This is a genomic window from Bacillus sp. 105MF (assembly GCF_000374885.1).
In the GTDB taxonomy this organism is placed as follows: Bacteria; Bacillota; Bacilli; order Bacillales; family Bacillaceae_G; genus Bacillus_A; species Bacillus_A pseudomycoides.
The window spans coordinates 51,860-68,835 of the sequence record NZ_KB895567.1 but is presented as its reverse complement, the minus strand read 5'-3'; the positions used below and the strand labels follow the sequence as shown (position 1 = coordinate 68,835).

The window sequence follows — 16,976 nt, the reverse complement described above, 5'->3', positions numbered from 1 at the left end:
AGGTGAAATAGGATGGCTTTAACACAAGAGCGTAAAAATGAAATCATTGCACAATTTAGAACTCATGAGACTGATACAGGTTCTCCAGAGGTTCAAATTGCTGTCCTAACGGAGCAAATTAACACTCTAAACGAGCACTTACGTACTCACAAGAAAGATCATCATTCACGTCGTGGTCTATTAAAGATGGTTGGTAAACGTCGTAACTTACTTACTTACCTTCGTAATAGCGATATCACACGTTACCGTGAATTAATCACAAAGCTTGGCTTACGTCGATAGTCAAAGAAGCGGGAATATTCCCGCTTTTTTGTTAGGTAAAAATATATCTTTTACTCTTAATAGCTTACTTAAATTTCGGTAATACTAGAGGAAGAATATTGTGATATATTATCCATTTACATAGAAGAATTGAATATTTTAAATTGAGAGGGGTACTTAAATGAGTCAAGAAAAGCAAGTCTTCTCGATAGATTTAGCTGGTCGTCAGCTAACAATTGAAACAGGCCAGCTTGCAAAACAAGCAAACGGGGCAGTATTAGTAAGATATGGCGACACAGCGGTTCTATCTACAGCAACTGCATCAAAAGAGCCAAAAAATGTAGATTTCTTCCCACTTACAGTAAACTATGAAGAACGTTTATATGCAGTCGGAAAAATCCCAGGCGGTTTTATTAAACGTGAAGGTCGTCCAAGTGAAAAAGCAATTTTAGCAAGTCGCTTAATTGACCGACCAATTCGTCCACTTTTCGCAGATGGCTTCCGTAATGAAGTGCAAGTTGTCAGCATCGTTATGAGTGTTGACCAAGATTGTTCTTCTGAGATGGCAGCTATGCTTGGTTCTTCATTAGCGTTATCGATTTCAGATGTTCCATTTGAAGGACCAATCGCTGGTGCAACAGTTGGTCGCATCGACGGCGAATTCATTATTAACCCAACGGTAGAACAACAAGAAAAAAGTGATATTCACCTTGTTGTAGCTGGGACAAAAGATGCAATTAACATGGTAGAAGCAGGGGCTGATCAAGTACCTGAAGAAATAATGTTAGAAGCGATTATGTTCGGTCATGATGAGATTAAACGTTTAGTTGCTTTCCAAGAAGAGATTGTACAAGCAGTTGGTAAAGAAAAAACAGAAGTGAAATTATATGAAGTAGATGCTACAATCAATCAAGATGTACGCGAAATGGCAGAGAAAGATATGCATGCTGCGATTCAAGTACATGAAAAACATGCACGTGAAGATGCAATTAACGAAGTGAAAAAGCGTGTGATTGAGCACTATGAAGCAAATGAAGCTGATGGAGAAACATTAGGACAAGTAAATGAGATTTTATATAAAATTGTAAAAGAAGAAGTACGTCGTCTTATTACAGTTGAAAAAATCCGCCCGGATGGACGTAAAGGTGATGAAATCCGTCCTTTAGCATCAGAGGTAGGTATTTTATCTCGTACGCACGGTTCTGGTTTATTTACACGTGGACAAACACAAGCGCTTAGTATTTGTACGTTAGGTGCATTAGGCGATGTGCAAATTTTAGACGGTCTTGGTGTAGAGGAATCAAAACGTTTTATGCATCACTATAACTTCCCATCCTTTAGTGTTGGAGAAACAAGACCAATGCGTGGACCTGGTCGTCGTGAAATCGGTCACGGTGCATTAGGTGAACGTGCGCTTGAGCCTGTTATTCCATCTGAGCAAGACTTCCCGTATACAGTTCGTCTTGTATCAGAAGTATTAGAATCAAATGGTTCTACTTCACAGGCAAGTATTTGTGGAAGTACGTTAGCGATGATGGATGCAGGTGTTCCACTTAAAGCACCAGTTGCTGGTATTGCAATGGGACTTGTGAAGTCTGGTGAGCACTACACAATTTTAACTGATATCCAAGGTATGGAAGATCACTTAGGTGATATGGACTTTAAAGTAGCAGGTACAGCTCAAGGTGTAACAGCGCTACAAATGGATATTAAAATTGCTGGTTTATCTCGTGAAATTTTAGAGGAAGCATTACAACAAGCGAAAGTTGGCCGCATGCACATTCTAGATCATATGCTATCTGCTATTGCCGAGCCTCGTAAAGAGTTATCTGCGTATGCTCCGAAAATTATTACAATGACAATTAATCCGGACAAAATCCGTGATGTTATTGGACCGAGCGGTAAGCAAATTAACAAAATTATTGAAGAAACTGGCGTGAAAATTGATATTGAGCAAGATGGTACAGTCTTTATTTCTTCTATTGATCAAGAGATGAATGAAAAGGCGAAGAAAATCATCGAAGATATTGTTCGTGAAGTACAAGTAGGCGAAATTTACTTAGGAAAAGTAAAACGCGTTGAAAAATTCGGTGCTTTCGTTGGATTATTTAGTGGTAAAGATGGACTTGTTCATATTTCTGAGCTTGCACTTGAACGTGTAGGTAAAGTAGAAGACGTTGTGAAAATCGGTGACGAGATTTCAGTAAAAGTTATCGAGATTGACAAACAAGGCCGTGTAAACTTGTCTAGAAAAGTATTGCTAAAAGAAGAGCAAGAAAAAGAAGCGGCAAAAGAAGAAGCTTCAAAACAAGAAAATATACAAGAACAGAAGTAAGTAAAAAAGCCAGGATTCCTGGCTTTTTTTGTTAAATAAAAATACATTCGATGGATAGATTTTTATTAGTGAAAAGGTATAGTTTTCATAATAACGCTCAAATTAACAAGGATAAGAAGAAAATGGATTTTTCTTATGTGTATAGTTAATGGGAGGGTTTATATGAGAACTCGTATATTTGTATTCATATCTATATTCTTTCTTTGTATGGGTTTATGCTCATATTCAGCGCTAGCAAATGATGATCTTTATGAAGAAATTCAGAAACAAGCGAAGCAATATTCAATTGCACCGCAAAATGCGATAATTGATAAGATTTGGAAAGCGACGCCAGGGTATAATGGTAAAGAGGTTGATATTGAAGCGTCATATAATAACATGAAGAAAATAGGGAGGTTTGATGAGAAGCAACTTGTATATCGGGAAGTTTCACCAAGCACGCATTTAGAAGATTTATCGTATTCTCCCATTTATCGTGGGCATCCACATAAAAAAATGGTAGGATTAACGATAAATGTGGCGTGGGGAAATGAGTATCTTCCGCGTATATTAGAAACATTGAAAAAGCATGATGTAAAGGCAACGTTCTTTTTAGAAGGACGCTGGGTAAAAGAAAATTTAAGATTTGCAAAAATGATTGTAGATGCAAAGCAAGAAGTAGGAAATCATTCTTATACGCATCCGGATATGAAAACGCTGTCTAGAAATCAAATACAAGAACAATTACAAAAAACGAATCAAATTATTGAGGCAGCTACAAGTCAAAAAGTACGATGGTTTGCACCACCAAGTGGAAGTTTCCGCGATGAAGTTGTAGAAGTGGCGGGCGGATTGAAGATGGGGACTATTATGTGGACAGTTGATACAATTGATTGGAAACGTCCAGAGCCTGAAGTGCTTCTTCAGCGTGTGATGCGGAAAGTACACCCAGGTGCAATTGTATTAATGCATCCGACATCTCCAACAGCTGAGGCGTTAGATACGATGATTTCACAGTTAAAAAAACAAGGGTATAAAGTAGGGAATATTACAGAATTATTAGATGAAAAACGCATTGATTAAATACATTTACATGACATTCATGTTCAAACTTGTTATCATTAAATAATAGCAATTATTTAGAGAAACTGGCATTAGGAGGAAAGTTTTTGATTAAAAAATATACTTGTAAAAATGGTGTAAGAATCGTTATGGAGAATATACCAACTGTTCGTTCTGTTGCAATTGGTATATGGATTCATGCAGGTTCAAGAAATGAAAATGAAAAAAACAATGGAGTTTCGCACTTTTTAGAGCACATGTTTTTTAAGGGGACAGAGACGCGTAGTGCGAGAGAAATTGCAGAGTCATTTGATAGCATTGGTGGTCAAGTGAATGCATTTACTTCAAAAGAATACACGTGCTATTATGCAAAGGTACTTGATGAGCATGCAAAATATGCACTAGATGTGTTAGCTGACATGTTCTTCAATTCCACATTTGATGAAGAAGAATTGAAAAAAGAGAAGAACGTTGTATTTGAAGAAATTAAAATGTATGAGGATACGCCAGATGATATTGTGCATGACATGTTAACGAAAGCGACATATGAAACGCATCCACTTGGATACCCAATTTTAGGTACAGAAGAAACGCTTGAAACATTTACAGGGGATACATTACGTCAATATATAAAAGATCATTATACACCTGAAAATGTTGTAGTTTCGATTGCTGGAAATATTGATGAAACATTTGTTCAAACAGTGGAACAATATTTTGGCAACTACGAGGGAACAACAAATCGTGAACAAGTACATAGTCCGATTTTTCATTTTAATAAAGTGGCCCGTAAAAAGGAAACAGAGCAAGCTCATTTATGTTTAGGGTTCCAAGGATTACAAATGGGACATGAAGATATTTATAACTTAATTGTATTAAATAATGTATTAGGTGGCAGTATGAGTAGCCGCTTATTCCAAGAAGTACGTGAGCAACGAGGATTAGCATATTCAGTGTTCTCTTATCATTCTTCATATGAAGATACAGGAATGTTAACACTTTACGGTGGTACAGGAAGCCAACAATTAGATACTTTATATGATACAATGCAAGAAACGTTAGAGACATTGAAAAATACAGGTATTACAGAGAAAGAACTTGTTAATAGTAAAGAGCAGCTTAAAGGAAATCTGATGTTAAGTTTAGAAAGTACGAATAGCCGTATGAGTCGCAATGGAAAAAATGAATTGCTCCTTAGAAAACATCGTTCGCTTGATGAAATTATTGAGAGTGTGAATAAGGTTACCAAAACAGATGTGGATCAATTGATTCGCAGTATATTTACAAATGAATTTTCCGCAGCGCTAATTAGTCCGAATGGAGAGCTTCCAAAAGGAATGAAATAAGACGAAATAACCGTATCTCGTACGAGGAGATACGGTTATTTTTATGTACGAAGCTTTTTATAAGTATAACAGATTTTGAATGCTAGGGAGAGGAGTTCATTTTCTTGGTATTTTTTAGAGACGTGTAGAATACGTACTTATTATAGGCTAGGATTTGAGGATGTTGTATGGAAGATGCTCGTAAAGGGGAGAATCATATGCGTTTAAGTGAATTAAGTGGAAAAGAGATTGTGGACTTGGAGCGTGCGGAAAAAATGGGAGTTTTAGGTCACGCTGATTTAGAAATAAACGAGAAGGATGGGAGAATTCAAGCTCTCATTATACCGGTAGGAAAATGGGGTGGGTTTAAAAGGGAGCAGCAAGAAGTTCGTGTAGAATGGAACCGTATTAAAAAGGTCGGTCATGATATGATTATTTTTGACCTTGCAAGCCGCCCAAGCTCACAGTAAAAGATAACCATTTTGGTTGTCTTTTTTTTATTCCACTATTCACAGGCAAGTAATACTCCTACCTCAAGATTCAGTAAAACAAAGAAGATAGGTTGGAAGATAAACTGTCGGTAAAGGTCCAAGTTATGCAGCCTAATAATCGGTGGGAGATGTCGTTGATTAAAGTTTCGCTTTATTGGAACAGGTGTAGCACGTTCAAATGAAAATGAAGTGAGGGAGTAGTAGTTAAGTAATGAGGAAGAGTGTAACTCTAATGGAAGTTTTATCTTATAGAATTTCACATATTTAGAAATATTGAATGCTTTTTGCTTTTCAATCACCTCTAACTCGTACGGTACATATGATGTGGAGGAAAAAGAAAAAGTAGGCACTTTTCTTATAAATGAAAGAAAAAGAAGGTGAAGTAGGGAATGTTGACTGAGATGCACATTGCTGTCATAGGAGGAGATGCAAGGCAGCTAGAAGTGATTCGTAAGTTGGTTGAACTTGATGCAAAACTTTCATTAGTAGGATTTGATCAATTGGATCATGGTTTTACAGGGGCAGCAAAAGAGAGTATGCAAGATCTAGATTTCACTTCTTTAGATGCAATTATTTTGCCGGTAGCAGGAACAAATGCAAAAGGAGAAGTAGATACTATTTTTTCAAATGAAAAAGTTGCGCTTACGAAAGAACAGATTGAAAAAACACCAGCAAACTTTACTATATATTCAGGAATTGGTACACCGTATTTAGAAAGTATTACATCTACAACAAATCGAAAACTTGTGAAACTATTCGATCGTGATGATGTGGCGATCTATAATTCTATTCCAACGGTAGAAGGAACATTAATGATGGTTATTCAACATACAGATTATACAATTCACGGTTCGAATGTAATGGTTTTAGGATTTGGTAGAACTGGAATGAGTGTAGCGAGAGCTTTTCAATCACTAGGAGCTCATGTCAAAGTAGGAGCACGACGTTCAGAACATATCGCTCGTATTTCGGAAATGATGTTTTCTCCTTTTTATATGCAGGATATTGAGAAAGAAGTAAGTGATGTTGATATTGTCATTAATACGATTCCGCACCTCGTTGTAACGGCAAGGGCTATTTCTAGGATGCCAGCTCATACGTTGATTATTGACTTGGCTTCTAAGCCTGGTGGTACGGATTTTCGTTATGCAGAGAAACGAGGGATTAAAGCCTTGTTAGCACCCGGTCTTCCAGGAATTGTTGCACCAAAAACAGCAGGGCAAATTTTAGCGAATGTTCTTTCTCAGTTATTAACGGCAGATATGATGGCAAAGGAGGAGAATGGAAAATGAGTTTAAAAGGAAAACGAATTGGGTTTGGATTTACAGGATCACATTGTACGTATGCGGAAGTTATGCCGCATGTAGAGAAACTAATTGTAGAAGGAGCAGAAGTGCTGCCGGTTGTTTCATATACTGTACAAACAACAAATACTAGATTTGGTGAAGGAGCAGAGTGGATTGAAAGGATTGAAGAGATAACAGGAAATAAGGTTATTAATTCTATTGTAGGCGCAGAACCACTCGGTCCTAAAATTCCATTAGACTGCATGGTGATTGCTCCATTAACAGGGAATTCAATGAGTAAATTTGCCAATGCAATGACAGATTCTCCTGTATTAATGGCAGCAAAGGCGACGCTTCGGAATGGAAAACCAGTTGTGTTAGCTGTTTCAACAAATGATGCTCTTGGCCTTAATGGTGTAAACCTTATGCGTTTAATGGCGACAAAACATATTTATTTTGTGCCATTTGGGCAAGATGCACCAGAAAAAAAACCAAATTCAATGGTAGCTCGTATGGAACTTCTTGAAGATACAATTATAGAAGCAATAGAAGGGAAGCAATTACAGCCAGTTGTTGTAGAAAAATTCAGATATATGAATTAAAAAACGAAAAAAAACAGACAATTTTTTACGAAACCATCATTCTTATCGCAGAATATGATAAAATTAATGTTATTAAGATTAGAAGGAGTACTCTATACTCCTTCTAATTCTAAGTATAGAAGGATTGGTATCTAGAAAGGGGCATAGTGATGGAAAAGGAAAAATCTTTTCATGTCGCTGTAGTTGGAGCAACCGGCGCAGTTGGTGAACAAATGTTAAATACTTTAGAGAAACGAGAATTTCCAATTGGGAAGTTAACGTTACTTTCATCTAAACGTTCTGCAGGCAAGAAGCTTGTATTTAAAGGAGAAGAATTCACAGTACAAGAAGCAACTCCTGAAAGCTTTGAAGGAGTCGATATTGCACTCTTTAGTGCAGGTGGATCTGTATCGAAACAACTAGCACCAGAAGCAGCAAAACGTGGTGCAATTGTTGTTGATAATACAAGTGCATTCCGTATGACAGAAAATGTACCACTTGTTGTACCTGAAGTGAATGAAAATGACTTAAAAGAACATAGTGGTATCATTGCAAATCCAAACTGTTCTACAATTCAAATGGTAGTTGCTCTTGAACCAATTCGTCAGCAGTTTGGTTTAAAACGAGTAATCGTTTCCACATATCAAGCGGTGTCAGGTGCAGGTGCTGCTGCAATTGAAGAGCTTCATGAACAATCACAAGCAATCTTAAATGGAGAAGAAGTAAAAGCAAATGTTTTACCTGTATCAGGCGACAAAAAACATTTCCAAATTGCTTTTAATGCCATTCCACAAATTGATAAGTTTCAAGATAATGGATTTACATTTGAAGAAATGAAAATGATTAATGAAACGAAAAAAATTATGCATATGCCCGAGTTAGAAGTAGCAGCGACATGTGTACGTTTGCCAGTTGTATCAGGTCATTCTGAGTCCGTTTACATTGAAGTGGAAAAAGAAGGCGTAACTGTAGAAGAACTGAAAAACTTGCTTGCGGATGCGGAAGGAATTGTACTGCAAGATGATCCAGCAGAACAATTATATCCAATGCCATCTACTGCGGTAGGGAAAAATGAAGTATTTGTTGGGCGTATTCGTAAAGATTTAAATAATGAAAAAGGATTCCATCTTTGGGTCGTATCTGATAACTTATTAAAAGGTGCTGCATGGAACTCTGTTCAAATTGCAGAACGATTAGTAAAATTACAATTAGTGTAAACGGCTAAGAGAAGGTGCAAAAAATGAAAATTATTGTTCAAAAATTTGGTGGTACATCGGTACGTGATGAAAACGGACGTAAGCATGCACTTCACCATATTAAAAAAGCATTAGATGCTGGTTATAAAGTAGTTACGGTTGTATCAGCTATGGGACGTAAAGGTGAACCATATGCAACGGATACATTATTAAGTCTTGTAAATCAACAGGAATCTAGCATTTCAAAACGTGAGCAAGATTTATTATTATCATGCGGAGAATTAATCTCGGCAATCGTCTTTTCAAATATGCTAAATGAAAATGGTGTGAAAGCAGCAGCACTAAATGGTGCACAAGCTGGTTTTGTAACAAATGATGATTTTACGAATGCAAAGATTATTGAAATGAATTGTGATCGTATACATGGAGAGTTACAAAACGTAGATGCTGTTGTTGTTACTGGATTCCAAGGGCGAACTAAAGAAGGCGATACGACAACACTTGGACGCGGAGGTAGTGATACTTCAGCTTCAGCACTAGGTGTTGCGCTTCAAGCTGAATATATCGATATTTTTACTGATGTAGAAGGTGTGATGACTGCTGATCCAAGGATTGTAAAAGATGCGCGTCATCTTCAAAACGTAACATATAATGAAATTTGCAACATGGCTTATCAAGGTGCAAAAGTTGTTCATCCGCGCGCCGTTGAAATTGCAATGCATGCAAAAGTACCACTTCGTGTGCGCTCCACGTACTCTGATAGTGAAGGGACACTTATTGCTGCATATGATGGTGCTACAAAAGGCCGTGATGTAGAAGAACGACCTGTTACAGGTATCGCTCACGTATCAAACGTGACGCAAATTAAAGTGCTTGCAAAAGACGGATCGTATGATTTACAAAAGCATGTTTTTAAAGAGATGGCAAATGAAGGAATTAGTGTAGACTTAATTAACATTTCGCCTACAGGTGTGGCTTATACAGTAAATGATAATGTATCAAGTCGTGCTGTTGAAGTTCTTCATAAGCTTGGATATGATCCGATCGTGACGGAGCACTGTGCAAAAGTATCTATTGTAGGAGCTGGAATGGCAGGTATTCCAGGGGTTACTGCGAAAATTGTCACAGCATTAGCAGAAAAAGGTATTCAAATTTTACAATCGGCAGATAGTCATACGACCATTTGGGTGCTTGTAAAAGAAGTAGATTTAGTGGAAGCTGTGAATGCATTGCATAGTGCGTTTGAGCTTTCAAAAGAAAAGCAACTGGAACAATAAGGAGTGAGATCATGATAGATTTTGGGACAATTGCGACAGCGATGGTAACACCGTTTGATAAAAATGGAAACGTCGATTTTGCAAAGACAACTAAATTGGTAAATTATTTAATTGATAACGGTACAACAGCAATCGTGGTAGGAGGAACAACCGGAGAGTCTCCTACATTGTCATCAGAAGAAAAAGTAGCGTTATATCGCCATGTTGTATCTGTTGTCGATAAAAGGGTGCCCGTAATCGCTGGAACAGGTAGTAATAATACACATGCTTCTATCGAATTAACGAAGAAAGCTACAGAAGTTGGTGTCGATGCAATTATGTTAGTGGCGCCGTATTATAATAAACCGAGTCAAGAAGGCATGTATCAGCATTTTAAAACAATTGCTGAAAGTACAGAACTTCCGGTTATGCTATATAATGTTCCAGGACGATCTATTGTACAAATCTCCGTTGATACAGTTGTTCGTTTATCAGAAATACAAAACATTGTTGCAATTAAAGATGCTGGCGGCGATGTATTAACAATGACAGAAATTATTGAAAAAACAGCGGACGACTTTGCTGTATACAGCGGTGATGATGGTTTAACGTTACCAGCTATGGCAGTTGGAGCTAAAGGTATTATTTCTGTTGCATCTCATGTGATTGGAAATGAAATGCAAGAAATGATTGCGGCATTCCAAGCAGGAGATTTCAAAAAAGCACAGAAATTACATCAGTTACTTGTCAAAGTGACAAATGCATTATTTATGGCGCCGAGCCCAACTCCAGTCAAAACAGCGTTACAAATGGTTGGATTAGACGTAGGATCTGTACGTCTTCCACTTCTTCCATTAACAGAAGAAGAACGATTAACATTACAAGAAGTAATCCAATCGATTCCTCGCTAAATAAAAAATGGCTTAGTAAAAACTAGGCCATTTTTTATTTATCATTTTAACCGAGAAGACCCCCTCCTCTAAACGAAGTGAAGGTGGGGGTAGTTCAATTTATATAAAATTTCTATGCTTCTCTTCTCTTTCTCGCAAATTAACTTGTGTTCTATTTCTGGTATCAGTTATAATATGGCTAAGTAGCTTAGTACGGGTATGCTTAGCAAGATTGGAAAAAATTATGGTTTAACGGAATTTTTATATCATATCGCATAAGATATTTGATTTATATAATGAAAGAGAGGTGAAACCTGGTTTAAAAAACGAACAAGAACATGATATCGCATAACGGTAAGGACATTCGTCTTGGACGGTGAATATATGGTGGTTGTAGAGCTTCCCTGGTGTCTCTACGATTTTAGTGAAATCAGTGTTTGTAAGATTTTTAAACCAGGCAACAACATGAAGAGAAAAGAGATTGATTCTGTAAAGGTATTTGCTCTTGGTGGAGTAGGTGAAATCGGGAAAAATATGTATTGTGTGGAAATTGATTCCGAAATTTTTATTGTGGATGCAGGATTGATGTTCCCGGGAGACGAAATGTTTGGAATTGATATTGTTATCCCTGACATTACATATTTAGTAGAAAATCAAGAGCGAGTAAAAGGTTTATTTATTACACATGGTCATGAAGATCATATTGGTGGAATTGTTTATGTGCTGCGCAAACTTTCCATCCCGGTGTATGCAACAAAGTTAACGGTAGGTCTTATACAAGAAAAACTCGGTGAAGCAGGAATGCTAGGCCGTGTAGACTTAAAAACAATTGATTCGAATTCGGCTGTAGAATTTAATACGACAACGGTTTCATTCTTTGGAACAACACACAGTATCCCAGATTCTGTTGGTGTGTGCTTCCATACATCACAAGGATCCATTGTATATACAGGAGATTTTAAATTTGACCAAACACCAATTGGCAACAGTGGGGCAGATCTTGGAAAGATGGCGCAAATTGGAAATGAAGGCGTTCTTTGTCTGTTATCAGATAGTACAAATGCTGAACGTCCTGGTTACACGGGGTCTGAAAAAGAAGTTGGTATAGAAATTTCAAAAGTATTTTATAATGCAGAAGGACGTATCATCGTTGCTTCTTTCGCATCTAATGTACATCGTATTCAACAAGTATTTGATGCAGCTGCTGAAACAGGCCGTAAAGTGGCCGTTGTAGGTCGTAGTATGGTAAAAGTGGTAGATATTGCAAGGCGTCTTGGATATTTAGACGTTCCAGATGGTATGGTTATTTCATTGCAAGAGGTAGATAATTTCCCGGAGAAGAAGGTAGCGATTTTAACAACTGGTAGTCAAGGGGAACCGATGGCAGCTCTTTCAAGAATGGCAAAGCAAGCTCATAAACAAATTTCAATCCGTAAAGGAGACACAGTTATCATTGCAGCTTCTCCAATTCCGGGAAATGAAATATCAGTATCTAAAATTATTGATTTATTATTTAGGGCTGGTGCAGAAGTTGTTTATTATGGAGAAAGAAAAGTTCATGTTTCGGGTCATGGTAGTCAAGAAGAATTGAAATTGATGCTGAATTTAATGAAACCGAAATATTTTATACCCGTACACGGCGAATTTCGTATGCAAAAAGCACATGCGTATTTGGCGGAAGATGTTGGTGTCTTGAAAGAAAACATTTTTATTGTAGAAAAGGGCGATGTAATTGCTTTTGAGGGCGAAGAGGCAAAGCAAGCTGGTAAGGTACAAGCGGGTAATGTTCTTATTGATGGATTAGGTGTAGGCGATGTCGGAAATATTGTCTTGCGTGATCGTAAGATGTTATCACAAGACGGAATTTTAGTCGTTGTTGTAACGCTTGGAAAAGATGAGAAAAAGATCATCTCTGGACCAGAAATTATTTCGCGTGGTTTTGTGTATGTTCGTGAATCTGAAGCGTTAATCGAAAGGTCTACAGATATTGTACGTACAATTGTTGAACAGTCCATTAAAGAGTATTCTATTGAATGGTCCATGCTAAAACAAAATATTCGTGAATTATTAGGACAGTTTCTGTATGAGGAAACGAAGAGAAAACCGATGATTTTACCAATTATCATGGAAGTATAAGAAAAACCACCTTTATCGGTGGTTTTTTCTTTTTTATCTCTATCGCATGAAATTTACAACTTAAGAAATAATAGTTGTATAAGAGTGAAAGGGGATGCGACATGACAGAACGTGATGGTTTAACAAATGAGGAAAAAGAAGCAGAACCGAAAGAGGATTCAAAAGAGGCGTCAGTAATAGAAAAAATCCAACAACTTGGTCAAACGAATGTTCCGCAAATGAATGAATCACGTATTCACTGCTTAACGATTGTTGGACAAGTAGAAGGACATGTGCAGCTTCCACCGCAAAATAAAACGACGAAATATGAACATGTAATTCCACAAATTGTGGCAATTGAGCAAAATCCAAAAATTGAAGGGTTACTTTTATTGCTAAATACTGTTGGTGGTGATGTTGAAGCTGGGTTGGCAATCTCTGAAATGGTAGCTTCATTATCGAAGCCAACTGTATCTTTGGTTTTAGGTGGAGGGCACTCGATAGGTGTGCCAATTGCAGTGTCAACAGATTATTCGTTTATTGCTGAAACTGCAACGATGACGATTCATCCAGTTCGTCTGACGGGTCTTGTTATTGGTGTGCCGCAAACATTTGAGTATTTGGATAAAATGCAAGAACGTGTAATTCGATTTGTAACAAAACACTCAAAAGTGACGGAAGATCGTTTTAAAGAGCTTATGTTTGCGAAGGGAAATTTAACACGAGATATTGGAACAAATGTAATTGGAATAGATGCAGTAAAGTATGGCCTTATAGATGATGTCGGTGGTATCGGGGATGCGATTCGAAAGTTGAATGAATTAATAGACATGCGAACAGATGGAAATCAAGACGGGAAGTTGCTGCAATGATTTTGTATACAATTATGCCAGAGCAACTTATTTATCAGGCTGATTATTCACAGTATGAACAACAAAAAATAGTGAATGTAAATGGAGTAGAGATGATTGTATCTGAAGAGGGTAGTCAATATTATTCCGTTGTTCGTGTGCTAAGTACAAATCCATCCCACTACTTACAGTATGAACCAGGCCAGAAAATAACCTTTTAGCAAAAAGCAGGATTTTGTGTAGAAGCTATGGTATAATATAAAAAACAAGACGGTTGAGCAGCCATGATTAGGCTGCTTTCTTCTGTTTATTTGACATTTTACAAGAAGTGTAAAATGTCAAATGAACAGATCTAGAAGATGTGATGAACAACATGTAGAGAATACTTTCAATGAATGAAAGTCGTACTTAATTTTTGGACTTGGGGTGAAGAAATGGCAAAACAAAAGCAAAGAGGGACGAAATCAAAAGCAAGACGTACGATAAAGCCAACTTTGTATTACGAAATCGTCGGATTGACTCTTTTTGCACTTTCAATCATTACAATTTTACAGCTAGGTATTGTAGGGAAATCGTTTGTTTTCTTCTTTCGCTTTTTCTTTGGTGAATGGTACATAATGGGTGTGCTTGGTGTGATTGCATTATCGATTGCATTTGTTATAAAGCGCGCATGGCCAAACCTTTTAAATAAACGGTTAATCGGTGTCTATTTAATTGTATTAGCAATAGTAATGTTTAGTCATATTACATTATTTAATTTGCTTTCAAAAGAAGGAACCGTAGAAAATACATCTGTGATTGTCAGTACAAAAGATTTATTTTTTTATGAGATGAAGAAAGGTGTAGTAGAGTCCGTTCACTTAGGCGGGGGGATGGTTGGTGCCCTTATGTTTGCTACATGCTACTTTTTGTTTGATGAAGTAGGAGCCTACATTATAGGTATCATTCTTGTTATTCTTGGTATACTTTGCATTACAAACAAACACATTGGGGAAGTGTTAGCCCCGGTTGGACGAATACTCAGAAGTCAATTTCAGGGGATGCAAGGGGATTACAAGGATTGGAGATCGAAACGTACTGCTGAACAAACAGAAAAGAAAAAAACGACAAGGCGTACGCGTAGTGAACGTTTTGATAGCGAAGAAGAAATTACTGAGCCGTTAGAAGAGATAGAAATTGGACCGCCAATTATTTCGAATTTTACAGAGAACTATCCAGTTAGTGAAGAAAAAGATAAGGAAAGTGAAGATGAGATTGCAAATGAGTTGATTGCGCCGCCTTCTATGGCAGAGGAAGAGATTCCATCTGCATCAAAAGAACGAACACAAAAGAAACGAGGAGAAAAAATTGTTGAATCTCTGGAAGGAGAAACAAAAGCTCTTCCAATGCAATTTTCAAATGTGGAAAACAAAGATTACAAGCTTCCTTCTATCGATATATTGAAGTTCCCAAAAAATAAACAGGTTACAAATGAAAATGAGAAAATTTATGAAAATGCTCGTAAGTTGGAACGTACTTTTCAAAGTTTTGGTGTAAAGGCAAAAGTAACGAAAGTGCATAAAGGACCTGCAGTTACGAAATATGAAGTGTATCCTGATATGGGAGTAAAGGTAAGTAAAATTGTTAGTTTGAGTGATGATTTAGCACTCGCATTAGCTGCGAAAGATATTCGTATTGAGGCCCCTATTCCTGGGAAATCCGCGGTAGGGATTGAAGTTCCAAATTCAGAGGTTTCTATGGTAACGCTTAGAGAAGTACTTGATTCGAAAGCGAATAATCATCCGGAAGAAAAGTTATTAATTGGTCTTGGGCGTGATATTACTGGTGAAGCAGTATTAGCACGTTTAAATAAGATGCCCCATCTATTAGTAGCTGGAGCGACTGGTAGTGGAAAGAGTGTATGTATTAATGGTATTATTGTTAGTATTTTAATGCGTGCCAAACCACATGAAGTCAAATTAATGATGATTGATCCGAAAATGGTAGAGTTGAACGTATATAATGGTGTTCCGCACTTATTAACACCTGTTGTAACGGATCCGAAAAAAGCATCACAGGCTTTGAAAAAAGTTGTGAGTGAGATGGAGCGTCGCTATGAATTATTTGCTCATAGTGGAACACGTAACATTGAAGGATATAATGAATACATTAGACATCATAATGAACAATCAGAAGCAAAACAGCCTGAGCTTCCATACATTGTTGTTATCGTGGACGAGTTGGCCGATTTAATGATGGTTGCTTCTTCAGATGTAGAAGATGCAATTATGCGCCTAGCACAGATGGCACGTGCTGCTGGTATTCATTTAATTATCGCGACGCAGCGCCCATCTGTTGATGTTATTACAGGTGTTATCAAAGCAAATATTCCATCACGTATTGCGTTTGCTGTGTCTTCACAAACTGACTCTCGAACGATTCTTGATGGCGGAGGCGCTGAAAAATTATTAGGACGAGGGGATATGCTGTTCATACCAATTGGAGCATCGAAACCAGTTCGTGTACAAGGTGCATTTTTATCAGATGATGAAGTGGAAAGAGTTGTGGAATATGTTGTTGGACAACAAAAAGCGCAATATCAAGAGGACATGATTCCACAGGATGTATCAGAAACAAGACAAGAAGTAGAAGATGAATTATATGATGAAGCGGTTCAGCTTGTTGTAGAAATGCAAACGGCTTCTGTTTCTATGTTACAACGTAGATTCCGAGTGGGATATACACGTGCGGCGCGTTTAATTGATGCGATGGAGATGAATGGTGTAGTTGGACCCTATGAAGGTAGTAAGCCGAGAGAAGTTTTGATTAAAGATATACAAGAAAAAAGTTCTTAATAAAAAAGCCCAATTGTTTACAATTGGGCTTTTTTATATGGAGTTTTTGTTATATACTAGAACTATCACGGAAGAAAGGGCTTTCATTTATGATAGTTCTTTAGAATACGAATGCTTTCAATATTATTTTTGGAAAATGTTCGATATTACTTGCAAAAAAATGTTGAATTATGTTGACACATATGGGAGCAGGTGGTACGATTACTTCGAAAAGAATCACTGCCTCATATAATCTTGGAGATAAGGTCCATAAGTTTCTACCTGGCAACCATGAATTGCTAGACTATGAGGGGAAAAGTGTGTAACAAAGGATGTAAGGGATCTTTGTATCTAACTTTTTCTCTATATGAGGAATGTTGGGGTGCAAAGTTTTTTTTATGAAATAAAGATAGAAAATTTCATTTTGAAAAATTATTAACATTTATTCGACAACTTTTATTTTATCGTATCGTTATGTAAGGTATGTCATGTATTGGTTGAAAATCGAGAACAGAAGTCTTACATCAGAGGTCGA

Annotated in this window: 14 protein-coding genes and 1 riboswitch; all 14 genes read left to right on the top strand. The window is 37.2% G+C overall.

All coding sequences use genetic code 11. The annotated features are described in order from the left end of the window. The first annotated feature begins 12 nt into the window (after positions 1 to 12). The 14 genes from rpsO to C564_RS0105555 all read left to right on the top strand — a co-directional run bounded on the left by rpsO (position 13) and on the right by C564_RS0105555 (position 16,462). Positions 13 to 282: a 30S ribosomal protein S15 gene (rpsO, locus tag C564_RS0105620; RefSeq protein ID WP_001229392.1), complete on the top strand. Its 270-nt coding sequence runs from the start codon at positions 13 to 15 to the stop codon at positions 280 to 282. Between the two features lie 160 nt (positions 283 to 442). Beyond that, complete coding sequence (gene pnp / locus C564_RS0105615) at positions 443 to 2,596, top strand: polyribonucleotide nucleotidyltransferase (RefSeq protein ID WP_003199530.1); 2,154 nt, start codon at positions 443 to 445, stop codon at positions 2,594 to 2,596. Positions 2,597 to 2,758: 162 nt separating this feature from the next. Beyond that, on the top strand, positions 2,759 to 3,658 hold the full coding sequence (locus tag C564_RS0105610; RefSeq protein WP_018764700.1) for a polysaccharide deacetylase family protein: 900 nt from the start codon (positions 2,759 to 2,761) through the stop codon (positions 3,656 to 3,658). An 86-nt stretch (positions 3,659 to 3,744) separates the two neighbouring features. Continuing rightward, positions 3,745 to 4,983: a M16 family metallopeptidase gene (locus tag C564_RS0105605; RefSeq protein WP_018764699.1), complete on the top strand. Its 1,239-nt coding sequence runs from the start codon at positions 3,745 to 3,747 to the stop codon at positions 4,981 to 4,983. 197 nt (positions 4,984 to 5,180) lie between these two features. Then, positions 5,181 to 5,432, top strand: a complete 252-nt coding sequence (locus C564_RS0105600) for a YlmC/YmxH family sporulation protein (RefSeq protein ID WP_026008474.1) — start codon at positions 5,181 to 5,183, stop codon at positions 5,430 to 5,432. Positions 5,433 to 5,842: 410 nt separating this feature from the next. Beyond that, positions 5,843 to 6,745, top strand: coding sequence for a dipicolinic acid synthetase subunit A (dpaA, locus tag C564_RS0105595; protein WP_018764697.1), 903 nt, complete (start codon positions 5,843 to 5,845; stop codon positions 6,743 to 6,745). Then, a complete protein-coding gene (locus C564_RS0105590; protein ID WP_018764696.1) occupies positions 6,742 to 7,341 on the top strand; it encodes a dipicolinate synthase subunit B in 600 nt (199 codons plus the stop codon). The genes dpaA and C564_RS0105590 overlap by 4 nt, the downstream gene beginning before the upstream one ends. Positions 7,342 to 7,490: 149 nt before the next feature. After that, on the top strand, positions 7,491 to 8,537 hold the full coding sequence (asd, locus tag C564_RS0105585) for an aspartate-semialdehyde dehydrogenase (protein WP_003203711.1): 1,047 nt from the start codon (positions 7,491 to 7,493) through the stop codon (positions 8,535 to 8,537). A 23-nt stretch (positions 8,538 to 8,560) separates the two neighbouring features. Next, positions 8,561 to 9,793: an aspartate kinase gene (gene dapG, locus C564_RS0105580; protein WP_018764695.1), complete on the top strand. Its 1,233-nt coding sequence runs from the start codon at positions 8,561 to 8,563 to the stop codon at positions 9,791 to 9,793. A gap of 11 nt (positions 9,794 to 9,804) precedes the next feature. Next, on the top strand, positions 9,805 to 10,683 hold the full coding sequence (gene dapA / locus C564_RS0105575; protein WP_003203717.1) for a 4-hydroxy-tetrahydrodipicolinate synthase: 879 nt from the start codon (positions 9,805 to 9,807) through the stop codon (positions 10,681 to 10,683). Positions 10,684 to 11,127: 444 nt separating this feature from the next. Beyond that, a complete protein-coding gene (locus C564_RS0105570; RefSeq protein ID WP_003203719.1) occupies positions 11,128 to 12,798 on the top strand; it encodes a ribonuclease J in 1,671 nt (556 codons plus the stop codon). Between the two features lie 101 nt (positions 12,799 to 12,899). Further along, positions 12,900 to 13,649: a ClpP family protease gene (locus C564_RS0105565; RefSeq protein WP_003203721.1), complete on the top strand. Its 750-nt coding sequence runs from the start codon at positions 12,900 to 12,902 to the stop codon at positions 13,647 to 13,649. Then, the gene (locus C564_RS0105560) at positions 13,646 to 13,849 is read left to right on the top strand and encodes a YlzJ-like family protein (protein WP_018764693.1); all 204 of its coding nucleotides are present in this window, start codon (positions 13,646 to 13,648) and stop codon (positions 13,847 to 13,849) included. Before C564_RS0105565 ends, C564_RS0105560 begins: the two co-directional genes overlap by 4 nt. Before the next feature lie 213 nt (positions 13,850 to 14,062). Continuing rightward, positions 14,063 to 16,462, top strand: a complete 2,400-nt coding sequence (locus C564_RS0105555; protein WP_018764692.1) for a DNA translocase FtsK — start codon at positions 14,063 to 14,065, stop codon at positions 16,460 to 16,462. Between the two features lie 204 nt (positions 16,463 to 16,666). Then, positions 16,667 to 16,768: riboswitch (purine riboswitch) on the top strand. Positions 16,769 to 16,976 lie beyond the last annotated feature (208 nt).

Bases quoted from the DNA above. Each gene is read 5' to 3' on its own strand.
- C564_RS0105555 (WP_018764692.1), top strand. From the start codon at position 14,063: ATGGCAAAACAAAAGCAAAGAGGGACGAAATCAAAAGCAAGACGTACG.
- rpsO (WP_001229392.1), top strand. From the start codon at position 13: ATGGCTTTAACACAAGAGCGTAAAAATGAAATCATTGCACAATTTAGA.
- C564_RS0105610 (WP_018764700.1), top strand. From the start codon at position 2,759: ATGAGAACTCGTATATTTGTATTCATATCTATATTCTTTCTTTGTATG.
- dapG (WP_018764695.1), top strand. From the start codon at position 8,561: ATGAAAATTATTGTTCAAAAATTTGGTGGTACATCGGTACGTGATGAA.
- pnp (WP_003199530.1), top strand. From the start codon at position 443: ATGAGTCAAGAAAAGCAAGTCTTCTCGATAGATTTAGCTGGTCGTCAG.
- C564_RS0105560 (WP_018764693.1), top strand. From the start codon at position 13,646: ATGATTTTGTATACAATTATGCCAGAGCAACTTATTTATCAGGCTGAT.
- dapA (WP_003203717.1), top strand. From the start codon at position 9,805: ATGATAGATTTTGGGACAATTGCGACAGCGATGGTAACACCGTTTGAT.
- C564_RS0105570 (WP_003203719.1), top strand. From the start codon at position 11,128: ATGAAGAGAAAAGAGATTGATTCTGTAAAGGTATTTGCTCTTGGTGGA.
- C564_RS0105600 (WP_026008474.1), top strand. From the start codon at position 5,181: ATGCGTTTAAGTGAATTAAGTGGAAAAGAGATTGTGGACTTGGAGCGT.
- C564_RS0105590 (WP_018764696.1), top strand. From the start codon at position 6,742: ATGAGTTTAAAAGGAAAACGAATTGGGTTTGGATTTACAGGATCACAT.
- dpaA (WP_018764697.1), top strand. From the start codon at position 5,843: ATGTTGACTGAGATGCACATTGCTGTCATAGGAGGAGATGCAAGGCAG.
- asd (WP_003203711.1), top strand. From the start codon at position 7,491: ATGGAAAAGGAAAAATCTTTTCATGTCGCTGTAGTTGGAGCAACCGGC.
- C564_RS0105565 (WP_003203721.1), top strand. From the start codon at position 12,900: ATGACAGAACGTGATGGTTTAACAAATGAGGAAAAAGAAGCAGAACCG.